We start from the raw sequence: 12,637 nt of genomic DNA on the forward strand, positions 1-12,637 counted from the left end.
TGCGCCCTTGCGCCGCGCCGGGACCCACCCGGCATCGGCTCAAGGACGATCGCGTATCACACCGGCAGCGCCGGCTCCTCGTGCAGCACGCCGTCGCGCAGCCGCATGATGCGGTCGCAGCGTGCGGCGAGATCGGGATCGTGCGTGACGATCACGAAACTCGTTTCGAGCGTCTCGGACAGTTCGAGCATCAGGTTGAACACCGTGTCGGCCGTCGTGCCGTCGAGGTTGCCGGTCGGCTCGTCGGCGAGCACGCATGCCGGCTTCGTGACCAGCGCGCGCGCGATCGCGACGCGCTGGCGCTCGCCGCCCGACAGCTCGCCCGGCCGGTGCTTCGCGCGCGGGCCGAGACCGACGCGCTCGAGCATCGCCTGGGCCTGCTCGCGCGCATCCTCGGTCGTCATCCGGCGGATGCGCAGCGGCATCGCGACGTTGTCGAGCGCGGTGAATTCGGGCAACAGGTGATGGAACTGGTAGACGAAACCGAGCGCGCGGTTGCGCAATTCGTTGCGCTCGCGCTCGGCGAGTTGCGTAAACGGCTTGCCGAGCAGCGAAACCTCGCCCGCGCTCGGCTCGTCGAGCCCGCCGAGCACATGCAGCAGCGTGCTCTTGCCGGAGCCCGATGCGCCGACGACCGCGAGTTTCTCGCCGCGCCGCACCGTCAGCTCGGTGTTGCTGAGCACCTGCACGTTGAAGCCGCCCTGCACGAACGCCTTCGTGATCCCGCGCGCCTGAAGCACGTATTCCTGCATACCAGCCGAATCCTGTCTGTTGTGTTGTCGTGAATCCGCGAATGCGGTCGCGCGGTCATTCATAGCGGAGCGCCTCCGCCGGCTTCACCTTCGCGCCGCGCCAGCTCGGATACAGCGTCGCGACGGCCGACAGCGCGAACGCGATCAGCCCGATCCGGATCACGTCGCTCGCGACGAGTTCGGACGGCAGCTCGCTGATGAAGTACACCGACGGCGGCAGGAACTGCACGCCGAACAGGTGCTCGATCATCGGGATCAGCCACGGGATGCTCCACGCGATCAGGCAGCCGAGCGCGACGCCGGATGCGGTGCCGACGAAGCCGATCGTCACGCCCTGCACGACGAAGATCTTCATGATCGACCCCGGCTGCGCGCCGAGCGTGCGCAGGATCGCGATGTCGGCCTGCTTGTTGGTCACCGTCATCACGAGCGACGACACGAGGTTGAACGCGGCCACCGCGATGATCAGCGTGAGGATGATGAACATCATCCGCTTCTCGATCTGCACGGCCGAGAACCAGGTCTTGTTCTGCTGCGTCCAGTCGCGGATGTACAGGCTGCCCGACAGCGTGTGCGACAGCTCGACCGCGACCTGCGGCGCCTTCTGCATGTCCGTCAGCCGCAGCCGCACGCCGGTCGGCGCGGTCATCCGGAACAGCGCCTCGGCGTCGCGGATGTTGATCATCGCGAGCGTGCTGTCGTATTCGTAGTGGCCCGATTCGAACACGCCGACGACCGTGAACTGCTTCAGCCGCGGCATCATGCCGGCCGGCGTGATCGAGCCTTCGGGCGCGACCAGCGTGACCTTGTCGCCGACCGTCACGCCGAGGTTGCCGGCGAGCGCATCGCCGAGCACGATCCCGAACTGCCCCGGCACGAGCGCGGCGAGCTGCCCGGCCTTCATGTCCTTGCCGATGTCGGACACCTGCGGCTCGAGCGTCGGCTCGACGCCGCGCAGCATCACGCCGCTCACCGCGTCCTGGCGCGTGAGCAGCGCCTGCGCGTCGACGTACGGCGCCGCGCCGATCACCGACGGATTGCGGCGCGCTTCCTGCGCGGTCAGTTGCCAGTCGGGCATCGAGCCCGTCGGCGAGAACACCTCGACGTGCGCGAGCACCGACAGCATGCGGTCGCGCACTTCCTTCTGGAAGCCGTTCATCACCGACAGCACGACGATCAGCGCCGCGACGCCGAGCGCGATCCCGAGCATCGACACGAGCGCGATGAAGGAAATGAAGCCGTTGCCGGTCGTGCGTTTGCCGGCGCGCGTGTAGCGCCAGCCGATCTGCCATTCGTACGGAAGTTTCAAGCGAATCCTTTCTGCTGGTTACGGCGGGGAGGCACCCCGCGGCCGGACCGCCGCCCGGTGGCGGCCATCGGTCCGGGCACGGTCGAAAAACGGCCGCCGGACGCAAACGGGCCGTCGGCCGGCCCGATCACGCGCGCAGTTTGCCATACAATGCGCACCATCATGCACGACCGACGCCTCCATTTTCTCGTTCCGTTCGCACTGCCGTCGGCAGCCGATGCGGCCTCGTCCCTGCACACGCTGGACAGCCCCGCGCTCGAAAAGTTGCTCGCCCGCGCCAGCCTCGTCGAGCGCGTGGCCGGCGAGGACTTCCAGCGCACGCTGCCGCACGAGCGCTGGCTGGCCCGCCGGTTCGGCGCGACCCAGGGCAACGCCGCGGACGAGGCGCCGCTCGCGCCCTACATGTTGCTGGCCGACGGCGGCGACCCCGGCGCGCACGCGTGGGCGTGCGTCGAGCCCGTTCACGTCGAAATCGCGCACGATCACCTGGTGCTCGTCGATCCGGCCGCCCTCGCGCTCGACGAAGGCGACGCGGCCGCGCTGCTCGCGGTCGCGCGGCCGCTGATCGAGGAGCTCGGCGTGCGGCTCGACGCGCCGAACCCGGCGCGCTGGTACCTGTCGAGCGACCAGCTCGCCCGGCTGGCCGGCGCAGCGCCGCTGCGCGCGAGCGGCCGCAACATCGAGATCTGGCTGCCGCACGAGGCCCACACCGGCGAACGCTCGCGGATGTGGATGAAGCTGCAGAACGAAGTGCAGATGGCGTGGTTCCAGCACCCGGTCAACGAAGCCCGTGAGGCGCGCGGGCTGCCGGCCGTCAATTCGATCTGGTTCCATGCGCAGGGCACGCTGAAACCGGTCGGCAAGCCGTTCGCGCGCGTGCTGTCGGCGTCGCCCGCCGCGCTCGGCCTCGCGCGCGCCGCGCAAATCGAAGGCGGCAGCGCCCCCGCGACGTTCGGCGCGCTGCCCGCCGCCGACGGCGCGACGCTCGTCGAGCTGCCGGCGCTGACCACCCCGTTCATCGAACAGGACTGGGCGCGCTGGCACGACGGGCTCGCCGCGCTCGAGCGCGACTGGTTCGCGCCGGCCCTCGCCGCGCTGCAGACCGGCGCCTTGTCGAGCGTCGATGTCACGTTGTGCGGCGACACGAGTTCCGTGACGCTGCATGCGACGCGCGGCGACCTGCGCAAGTTCTGGCGCCGCCGCGCCCTCGCCTCCCTGTTCGAATAACCCACCCACCGCGTATGACCCGGATCGTTACCCGCCCCGTCGCGCCCGCCGACGCAGAAGTGCTCGCGCGCCACGGCCTGCACCCCGTGCTCGCGCGCCTGTATGCGTCGCGCGGCGTGCAGTCGCCCGCCGACATCGAGACCGCGCTGGCGCGCCTCGTCCCGCCCACCGAACTGAAGGGCTGCGCCGATGCGGCGTCGCTGCTCGCCGACGCGATCGCCGACAAGCGGCGCCTGCTCGTCGTCGCCGACTACGACTGCGACGGCGCGACCGCCTGCGCGGTCGCGGTGCGCGGCCTGCGGATGTTCGGCGCGCAGATCGACTACCTGGTGCCGAACCGCTTCGAATACGGCTACGGCCTCACGCCCGAGATCGTCGAACTCGCGGCCGCGCGCAAGCCCGACCTGCTGATCACCGTCGACAACGGGATCGCGAGCGTCGCGGGCGTCGAGGCCGCGGCCGCGCGCGGCATCGACGTGCTCGTGACCGACCACCACCTGCCCGGCGACGCGTTGCCCGCCGCCCGCGCGATCGTCAACCCGAACCAGCCCGGCTGCGCGTTCCCGAGCAAGCACCTCGCCGGCGTCGGCGTGATGTTCTACGTGCTGCTCGCGCTGCGCGCCGAGCTGCGCCGCCGCGGCGCGTTCGCGAGCAAGGAAGCCGAACCGCGCCTCGACGGGCTGCTCGACCTCGTCGCGCTCGGCACCGTCGCCGACGTCGTGCGGCTCGACGGCAACAACCGCGTGCTCGTCGCGCAGGGGCTGCAACGCATCCGCAACGGCCGCATGCAGCCGGGCGTCGCCGCGCTGTTCCGCGCCGCCGCGCGCGAAGCGCGCACCGCATCGGGCTTCGACCTCGGCTTCGGCCTCGGCCCGCGCCTGAACGCCGCCGGGCGGCTGTCCGACATGTCGCTCGGCATCGAGTGCCTGATCACCGACGACATCGGCCGCGCCTGGGATCTCGCGCAGCAGCTCGACGTGATGAACCGCGAGCGCCGCGAGATCGAGGCCGGCATGCAGCAGCAGGCGCTCGCCGATCTCGCCGACGTCGACCCGGCCGACGCGTGCACGATCACGCTGTTCAACCCCGCGTGGCACCAGGGCGTGATCGGCATCGTCGCCGGCCGGCTCAAGGAAAAATTCCACCGGCCGTCGTTCACGTTCGCGCACGCCGACGAAGAAGGCAAGCGGGTCAAGGGTTCGGGCCGGTCGATCGCCGGCTTCCACCTGCGCGACGCGCTCGACCTCGTGTCGAAGCGCGAGCCCGACCTGATCGTCGCATTCGGCGGCCACGCGATGGCGGCCGGCCTCACGCTCGACACCGAGAACGTGCCGCGCTTCGCGGCCGCGTTCGAGGCCGTCGCGCGCGAATGGCTGTCCGACGACGCGCTCGCCCGCGTGATCGAGACCGACGGCGAGCTCGAGGACGCCTACTTCACGCCGCAGTTCGTCGGCCTGCTCGACGAGGCCGTGTGGGGGCAAGGCTTTCCGGCCCCGCTTTTCTCGGGTGAATTCGACGTCGTATCGCAGTCGCTCGTGAAGGAAAAGCACCTGAAGCTGCAGCTCGCGCGCGGCCGCCAGCGCTTCAACGCGATCTGGTTCAACCACACCGAGCCGCTGCCCGCGAGCGCGCTGGTCGCGTACCGGCTCGTTGCCGACACGTGGAACGGCGTCACGCGCGTCCAGCTGATCGTCGAGCACGCGGCCGGCTGAGCGGCGGGCCACTGGGCCCGCCCCGAGTACGCCCCCGCACGCGCACCGCGCCGGACGGGGCCGCGGCACGCATGCGCCCACCGTTTGCGTCACCGGGCAACCCGGCCGATCGGCTATAATTCCGCTTTTTTACGAAGCAAGAACAGCGAACGATCATGGAAGCGGAACGACTCAACGCGATCGAAAGCTCCCTGCTCGACCTGCGCAACCGCGCGGGCGAGCTCCGGGGGTATCTTTGACTACGACGCCAAGGCTGCGCGTCTGACCGAAGTCAACAAGGAACTCGAAGACCCGAACGTCTGGAACGATTCGAAGAACGCGCAGGCGCTCGGTCGCGAGAAAAAGCTGCTCGAAGGCGTCGTCACGACGCTCACCGCGCTCGATAGCGACCTGCGCGACGCGCTCGACCTGTTCGAGCTGGCGCGCGAGGAAGGCGACGAAGACACGCTCGTCGCGTCGGAAGAAGACGCCGCGAAGCTCGAAGCGCGCGTCGGCGACATCGAATTCCGCCGGATGTTCTCGAACCCGGCCGACCCGAACAACTGCTTCATCGACATCCAGGCAGGCGCCGGCGGCACCGAGGCGTGCGACTGGGCGTCGATGCTGCTGCGCCAGTACCTGCGCTACTGCGAACGCAAGGGCTTCAAGGCCGAAGTGCTCGAAGAGTCCGACGGCGACGTCGCCGGCATCAAGAACGCGACGGTCAAGGTCACGGGCGAATACGCGTACGGCTTCCTGCGCACCGAGACGGGCATCCACCGCCTCGTGCGCAAGTCGCCGTTCGACTCGTCGGGCGGCCGCCACACGTCGTTCTCGTCGGTGTTCGTCTATCCGGAAATCGACGACTCGATCGAGGTCGAGATCAACCCGGCCGACCTGCGCATCGACACGTACCGCGCATCGGGCGCGGGCGGCCAGCACATCAACAAGACCGACTCCGCGGTGCGGATCACGCACATGCCGACCGGTATCGTCGTGCAGTGCCAGAACGACCGCTCGCAGCACCGCAACCGTGCCGAAGCGATGGCGATGCTGAAGTCGCGCCTGTACGAAGTCGAGATGCGCAAGCGCCAGGCCGAACAGGACAAGCTCGAATCGAGCAAGACCGATGTGGGCTGGGGCCACCAGATCCGCTCGTACGTGCTCGACCAGAGCCGCGTGAAGGACCTGCGTACGAACGTCGAAATGAGCAACACGCGTGCGGTGCTCGACGGCGATCTCGACGACTTCATCAGCGCGAGCCTCAAACAGGGCGTGTAAGCGCCGCGGCGCGGCCTGGCCCGCGCCGCCCTTCCCGTTTGCGTTGCCGCACCCATTCCGAATTCCGACCATCATGACCGAACCGACCCAAACGCAGCCCGCCGTCACGGCGGACGAAAACCAGATCATCGCCGAGCGCCGCGAGAAGCTGCGCGCCCTGCGCGAGCAAGGCGTCGCCTATCCGAACGACTTCCGGCCCGAGCACCACGCAGCCGACCTGCAGGCGAAATTCGCCGACTCGGACAAGGCCGCGCTCGAAGCGAACCCGGTCGAGGTGTCGGTGGCCGGCCGCATGATGCTCAAGCGCGTGATGGGCAAGGCGAGCTTCGCGACGGTGCAGGACGGTTCGGGCCAGATCCAGTTCTTCGTGACGCCGAACGACGTCGGCGCCGACACCTACGACGCGTTCAAGAAGTGGGACCTCGGCGACATCGTCGCCGCGCGCGGCGTGCTGTTCCGCACCAACAAGGGCGAGCTGTCGGTCCAGTGCAAGGAGCTGCGCCTGCTGTCGAAGGCGCTGCGTCCGCTGCCGGACAAGTTCCACGGCCTGTCCGACCAGGAAATGCGCTACCGCCAGCGCTACGTCGACCTGATCGTCACGCCGGAAACGCGCGATACGTTCCGCGCCCGCACGAAAACGATCGCGTCGATCCGCAAGTTCATGGACAACGCCGCGTTCATGGAAGTCGAAACGCCGATGCTGCACCCGATCCCGGGCGGCGCCGCGGCGAAGCCGTTCGTCACGCATCACAATGCGCTCGACATGCAGATGTTCCTGCGCATCGCGCCGGAGCTGTACCTGAAGCGCCTGATCGTCGGCGGCTTCGAACGCGTGTTCGAAATCAACCGCAACTTCCGGAATGAGGGCGTGTCGCCGCGCCACAACCCGGAATTCACGATGATGGAGTTCTACGCCGCGTACACCGACTACCGCTGGCTGATGGACTTCACCGAGCAACTGATCCGCCAGGCGGCGATCGATGCGCTCGGCACCGCGACGATCCAGTATCAAGGCCGCGAGCTCGACCTCGCGAAGCCGTTCCATCGCCTGACGATCACGCAGGCGATCCAGAAGTACGCACCGGACTATACCGACGGCCAGCTGTCGGACGACGCGTTCCTGCGCACCGAACTGAAGCGCTTCGGCGTCGACGTGTCGCAGCCGGCGTTCCTGAACGCAGGCATCGGCGCGCTGCAGCTCGCGCTGTTCGAGGAAACGGCCGAAGCGCAGCTGTGGGAACCGACGTTCATCATCGACTACCCGGTCGAGGTGTCGCCGCTCGCGCGCGCATCGGATACCGTGCCGGGCATCACCGAGCGTTTCGAGCTGTTCATGACCGGCCGCGAGATCGCGAACGGCTTCTCCGAGCTGAACGATCCGGAAGACCAGGCCGCGCGCTTCAAGAAGCAGGTCGAACAGAAGGATGCGGGCGACGAGGAAGCGATGTTCTTCGACGCCGACTACATCCGCGCGCTCGAATACGGGATGCCTCCGACGGGCGGCTGCGGGATCGGCATCGACCGTCTCGTGATGCTGCTGACCGACAGCCCGACGATCCGCGACGTGTTGCTGTTCCCGCATCTGCGCCGCGAAGACTGACGGCCGCGACCGCGTGTGCGCCGCGCCCCTGCGGCGCGCACGCGTCAGCTTTGTAACGACGCGTAAATCCCGCCAGCCGGCGTTCGCCGGCTTTCGATCTCTCCCCGTTTTATTCCCTCGTCGCGACGGCCTTCTGCGGGTTTTCCCTGCCATGACCGCCGCTGCCCTGCTGCAATTCGTTACACCTTGATACGGCGCGCCGCTTGCCGGTGGACGACACTCCTCTTGCGTCACCACGCATGACCACGGGACCAGAACTGGGCGCAGGAACGCCGAGTCTGCTCGCTCCCGAGCGTGGGATCCGGCCCGGCGCCGCGCCGATCCGGATCGACATCGGAGAAAAAAATGGACAACCAGAATCAGACCACGCCGCAAAAGCAACGCCTCCATCCGCTCATCGCCACCGCCGCCGGCGCCGTCATCGTCGCCAGCCTCGCGGCGACGGCAGCGATCACGGGACTCATCCCGAAGGCCAGCAGCAACAACGCGCAAAGCGGCCAGACCCAGGCCGCGCTGATCGCGTCGCAGCCGGCCGTCGACACGGCCGCAGCCGCCAGCGCGGCGCTCGCCGCGCAAGCGCAGCAGCAGGCCGCGGAACAGGCCGCGCAGCAAAAGCTGGCCGCCGAGAAAGCGGCGGCCGCGCAAGCCGAGCCGAAGCCCGCGCCGCGTCCGGCCGCGCCGCATCGCCGTCATACGACGGCACCGCAGCCGCCGCAGTACGCGCAGCAACCGTCCGCGCCCGCGCAGACTTACTGCCAGAGCTGCGGCACGATCGTCGCGATCACGCAGACGCGCACGCCGGGCCAGAGCTCGGGGATCGGCGCCGTGGGCGGCGCCGCCGCCGGCGGCCTGCTCGGCAACCAGTTCGGCCACGGTAACGGCCGCACCGCGATGACGATCATCGGCGCGCTGGGCGGCGGTCTCGCCGGTAACCAGGTCGAGAAGCAGGTGCGCGCGGAAACCGACTATCAGGTGCAAGTGCAGATGGAAAGCGGCGCGACGCGCACGTTCACGTACCACAACCCGCCGCCGTTCGGCCAGGGCCAGCGCGTGCGGATCGAGAACGGCACGCTGGTCGGCGCGTAATCGCCCGATCGCTGAGCCCCTTGCCCGCCTGTCGTGCGGGGGCATGGCCTGCCGGAAAACGAAAACGGCTCGCGAGCAATTGCCCGCGAGCCGTTTTTTCATTGGTGCCACGCGCGCCCACGCGACGCACGCCGTGCCCGATCGGTCAGTCCTCGTCGTCGAAATCCGATTCGTCGATCCAGTGTGCCTGGATCGCTTCGAGGATCTTCTCGCCGGAGTGCTTCGGATCGTCGTCGAAGCCGTCGAGTTCGAGCACCCACTGGCGCAGGTCGACGAAATTGATCCGCTGCGGGTCGATGTCGGGGTGCTTGTCCGCCAGCGCAATGGCTATTTCACGCGAATCGGTCCATTTCATCGCCTGCCTCCGGGTTAGGTCAGTGGTTTTCCTTCGCGTGGTTGATCGAGTACTTCGGAATCTCGACCACCAGGTCCGAATCTTCCGTCACGATCGCCTGGCACGACAGCCGCGACGTCGGCTCGAGGCCCCACGCCTTGTCCAGCAGATCGTCCTCGTCCTCCTCGGACGGCGCCAGATCGTTGAAGCCCTCGCGGATCACCACGTGGCACGTCGTGCATGCGCACGACTTCTCGCATGCGTGCTCGATCTCGATCCCGTGATCGAGCAGGTTGTCGCAGATACTCTTGCCGGGCGTCGCGTCGATCACTGCACCATCCGGGCACAGTTCGACGTGAGGCAGCACCACCAGTTGAGGCATGTCCGTTCCGTCAGTCAGGGTACGGCGCCACGCGCCGCACGGTTCATTACATGATCGCGCGCGGGCCGTCGCCGGCCGACGCGCGGTTCGCAAGTTCAGATCTCGTCGAGCCGGCGGCCCGACAGCGCACGCTTGATGCTCTTGTCCATCCGGCGCGCCGCGAATTCGTCGGTGCCGTCGGCCAGCGCCTTGGTCGCCGCTTCGATCGCGTTCGTATCGTCGCCCTGCGCGACCGCGCGCAGCGCGGCGGCCAGCGCATCGACCTGCGTGCGCTCGTCGGCGTCGAGCAGTTCGCCGTCGGCCGCCAGCGCGGCCTGCGTCGCCTCGAGCATCCGCTCGGCCTCGACCTGCGCTTCGCGCAGCGCGCGGGCGCGCAGGTCGATTTCGGCGGTCTTGAAGCTGTCCTCGAGCATCTTCGCGATGTCGTCGTCGGCGAGGCCGTACGACGGCTTCACGACGACCGACGCCTCGACGCCCGACAGTTGCTCGCGTGCGAACACCGACAGCAGGCCGTCCGCGTCGACCTGGTAGGTCACGCGAATGCGCGCGGCGCCGGCCGTCATCGGCGGAATGCCGCGCAGCTCGAAGCGCGCGAGCGACCGGCAGTCGGCGACGAGCTCGCGCTCGCCCTGCACGACGTGGATCGCCATCGCGGTCTGGCCGTCCTTGAAGGTCGTGAATTCCTGCGCACGCGCGATCGGAATCGTCGAGTTGCGCGGGATGATCTTCTCGACGAGACCGCCCATCGTCTCGACACCGAGCGACAGCGGAATCACGTCGAGCAGCAGCCAGTCGTCGCCGGTGCCGCGATTGCCCGCGAGCAGGTCGGCCTGGATCGCCGCGCCGAGCGCGACGACCTGGTCCGGATCGAGGTTCACGAGCGGCGGCTGACCGAAATATTTCGCGACCGCGTCGCGGATCACCGGCATGCGCGTCGCGCCGCCGACCAGCACGACACCCTTGATGTCGGCAGGCGTGACCTGCGCGTCGCGCAGCGCCTTGCGGGTCGGCGTGAGCGTACGCTGCACGAGCGGCTCGACGAGCGACGCGAACGTATCGTGCGAAATCGTCTGAACGAGGTGCGCACCGCCCGACAGCGTCACGTCGAGCGCGGCCTCCGGTGCCGACGACAGCGCTTCCTTCAGCACGCGCACGCGGTCGAGCAGCAGGCGCACGTCCTCGGGCGCCAGCGTCTTCGCGTCGATGCCGGCCTGCGCGAGCACGTGGCCGAACAGCGCATGGTCGAAATCGTCGCCGCCGAGCGCCGAATCGCCACCCGCGGCCAGCACCTCGAATACGCCCTTCGTCAGTTTCAGGATCGACAGGTCGAACGTGCCGCCGCCGAGGTCGTACACCGCGTAGAGGCCTTCGGACCCGTTGTCGAGCCCGTAGGCGATCGCGGCGGCGGTCGGTTCGTTCAGCAGGCGCAGCACGTTGAGGCCCGCGAGACGCGCCGCGTCCTTGGTCGCCTGGCGCTGCGCGTCGTCGAAGTACGCGGGCACCGTGATCACCGCGCCGACCAGATCGTCGCCGAGCGAATCCTCGGCGCGATAGCGCAGCGTCGCGAGGATCTCGGCCGACACTTCGACCGGGCTCTTCACGCCGTCGACGGTGCGGATCTGCACCATGCCCGGCGCATCGACGAATTCATACGGCGCGTTCGCCGCGCCTTCGACTTCGGCCTTGCCGCGGCCCATGAAGCGCTTGACCGAGACGATCGTGTTGCGCGGATCGGTCGCGGCCTGCTCCTTCGCTTCGTGGCCGATGCGGCGGCCGCCCTTTTCGAGGTAGCGGACCACCGACGGCAGCAGCACACGGCCCGCTTCGTCCGGCAGCACCTCCGGCACGCTGTTGCGCACGGCCGCGACGAGCGAGTTCGTCGTGCCGAGATCGATCCCGACGGCGAGTCGCCGCTGGTGCGGCGCCGGCGCCATGCCCGGTTCGGAAATTTGCAGTAAAGCCATCTTGGTTCGTTCGGGCGCTCGGCCCGTTTGCTGCGCGTGCCGCGAGGCACGCGGTTAAGTTTCGAGGCGCTCGATCTGCGCGCCCACTTCCGACGCGACGCGTTCGATGAACATCAACTGGCGCACGGCTTCCGCGGCCGCCTGGTCGGCGCCGCTGTCGAGCAGCGTACCGAGGCGCTCGACGCGCACGCGCTTCTCGTCGCGCAACTCGGCGAGCAATGCGTCGAGCGCGTCGACGTTGCGGGCGGCCGCGGCATCCTCGATGCCCTCGCGCCACTCCATCTGCTGCATCAGGAATGCAGGCTCCATCGCCGTGTTGTTTTCCGCGCCGATGTCCACACCGCGCAGCGACAGCAGATAGGACGCGCGCTTCAGCGGATCGCGCAGCGTGCGGTACGCCTCGTTCGCACGGGTTGCCCATTGCATCGCGATGCGCTTCTGCGCATCGCCGGCCGCCGCGAAGCGGTCCGGATGCACCTGCGTCTGCACCGTTCGATAGGCGGCGTCGAGCGCCGTTTCGTCGAGCGCGAATTGCGCCGGCAGGTGAAACAGGTCGAAGTGGCTGTCTTTCAGCGAGACCATCGTCGCGTTCAATTCCGGTTCGTCGCGCGGCAAACGCCGCACATTAAAAAGGCGGCCCGTGCCGCCTCTTGCCCGCATCGCGCGGAGACCCGCGTCACACGCGGAACGATTCGCCGCAACCGCACTCGTCCTTCACGTTCGGGTTGTTGAACTTGAACCCTTCGTTCAGGCCTTCGCGGGCGAAGTCGAGCTCGGTGCCGTCGATGTACGCGAGGCTCTTCGGATCGACGACGACCTTCACGCCATGGCTCTCGAACACCTGATCCTCGGGAGCCAGCTCGTCGACATACTCGAGCTTGTACGCGAGCCCCGAGCACCCGGTCGTGCGAACGCCAAGCCGCAGGCCCACCCCCTTGCCGCGACGGACGAGGTATTTCTGAACGTGCTGTGCTGCTTTTTCGGTCAGTGTAATTGCCATGATGTCCTTGC

General features: G+C 68.4%; 12 protein-coding genes. 5 read left to right on the plus strand and 7 right to left on the minus strand.

Annotated features, from left to right (window positions below):
* Nucleotides 1-56: 56 nt before the first annotated feature.
* Together lolD and AC1VVG_RS11170 are read right to left on the minus strand one after the other, a co-directional pair.
* The gene (gene lolD, locus AC1VVG_RS11165) at nucleotides 57-815 is read right to left on the minus strand and encodes a lipoprotein-releasing ABC transporter ATP-binding protein LolD (RefSeq protein WP_080287859.1); all 759 of its coding nucleotides are present in this window, start codon (nucleotides 813-815) and stop codon (nucleotides 57-59) included.
* Nucleotides 808-2,061, minus strand: a complete 1,254-nt coding sequence (locus AC1VVG_RS11170; RefSeq protein WP_034188934.1) for a lipoprotein-releasing ABC transporter permease subunit — start codon at nucleotides 2,059-2,061, stop codon at nucleotides 808-810. The genes lolD and AC1VVG_RS11170 overlap by 8 nt, the downstream gene beginning before the upstream one ends.
* A gap of 162 nt (nucleotides 2,062-2,223) precedes the next feature.
* Here AC1VVG_RS11170 and AC1VVG_RS11175 point away from each other — a divergent pair, with 162 nt between their 5' ends.
* The 5 genes from AC1VVG_RS11175 to AC1VVG_RS11195 all read left to right on the plus strand — a co-directional run bounded on the left by AC1VVG_RS11175 (nucleotide 2,224) and on the right by AC1VVG_RS11195 (nucleotide 8,946).
* The gene (locus AC1VVG_RS11175) at nucleotides 2,224-3,288 is read left to right on the plus strand and encodes a regulator (RefSeq protein WP_124609693.1); all 1,065 of its coding nucleotides are present in this window, start codon (nucleotides 2,224-2,226) and stop codon (nucleotides 3,286-3,288) included.
* 14 nt (nucleotides 3,289-3,302) lie between these two features.
* The gene (recJ, locus tag AC1VVG_RS11180) at nucleotides 3,303-5,000 is read left to right on the plus strand and encodes a single-stranded-DNA-specific exonuclease RecJ (protein ID WP_473376849.1); all 1,698 of its coding nucleotides are present in this window, start codon (nucleotides 3,303-3,305) and stop codon (nucleotides 4,998-5,000) included.
* 155 nt (nucleotides 5,001-5,155) lie between these two features.
* A protein-coding gene (prfB, locus tag AC1VVG_RS11185; RefSeq protein ID WP_124609692.1) for a peptide chain release factor 2 occupies nucleotides 5,156-6,260 on the plus strand; the annotation gives its coding sequence in 2 pieces (ribosomal slippage) (nucleotides 5,156-5,236 and nucleotides 5,238-6,260; 1,104 coding nt in all).
* Between the two features lie 73 nt (nucleotides 6,261-6,333).
* The gene (lysS, locus tag AC1VVG_RS11190) at nucleotides 6,334-7,860 is read left to right on the plus strand and encodes a lysine--tRNA ligase (protein WP_034188937.1); all 1,527 of its coding nucleotides are present in this window, start codon (nucleotides 6,334-6,336) and stop codon (nucleotides 7,858-7,860) included.
* Between the two features lie 345 nt (nucleotides 7,861-8,205).
* Nucleotides 8,206-8,946, plus strand: a complete 741-nt coding sequence (locus AC1VVG_RS11195) for a glycine zipper 2TM domain-containing protein (protein WP_034188938.1) — start codon at nucleotides 8,206-8,208, stop codon at nucleotides 8,944-8,946.
* A 145-nt stretch (nucleotides 8,947-9,091) separates the two neighbouring features.
* Here the strand turns inward: AC1VVG_RS11195 and iscX are convergent, their stop codons facing one another.
* From iscX to iscA, 5 genes are all read right to left on the minus strand, one after another.
* Nucleotides 9,092-9,301, minus strand: a complete 210-nt coding sequence (gene iscX, locus AC1VVG_RS11200) for a Fe-S cluster assembly protein IscX (protein WP_021157676.1) — start codon at nucleotides 9,299-9,301, stop codon at nucleotides 9,092-9,094.
* A 19-nt stretch (nucleotides 9,302-9,320) separates the two neighbouring features.
* Nucleotides 9,321-9,662, minus strand: coding sequence for an ISC system 2Fe-2S type ferredoxin (gene fdx / locus AC1VVG_RS11205; protein ID WP_034188939.1), 342 nt, complete (start codon nucleotides 9,660-9,662; stop codon nucleotides 9,321-9,323).
* A 95-nt stretch (nucleotides 9,663-9,757) separates the two neighbouring features.
* Nucleotides 9,758-11,626, minus strand: coding sequence for a Fe-S protein assembly chaperone HscA (gene hscA, locus AC1VVG_RS11210; protein WP_482835629.1), 1,869 nt, complete (start codon nucleotides 11,624-11,626; stop codon nucleotides 9,758-9,760).
* Nucleotides 11,627-11,680: 54 nt separating this feature from the next.
* A complete protein-coding gene (gene hscB, locus AC1VVG_RS11215) occupies nucleotides 11,681-12,208 on the minus strand; it encodes a Fe-S protein assembly co-chaperone HscB (RefSeq protein WP_006491598.1) in 528 nt (175 codons plus the stop codon).
* A gap of 94 nt (nucleotides 12,209-12,302) precedes the next feature.
* Nucleotides 12,303-12,626, minus strand: coding sequence for an iron-sulfur cluster assembly protein IscA (gene iscA, locus AC1VVG_RS11220; protein ID WP_011885413.1), 324 nt, complete (start codon nucleotides 12,624-12,626; stop codon nucleotides 12,303-12,305).
* Between the last annotated feature and the right edge of the window lie 11 nt (nucleotides 12,627-12,637).

It is taken from the genome of Burkholderia sp. L-4 (assembly GCF_056856535.1).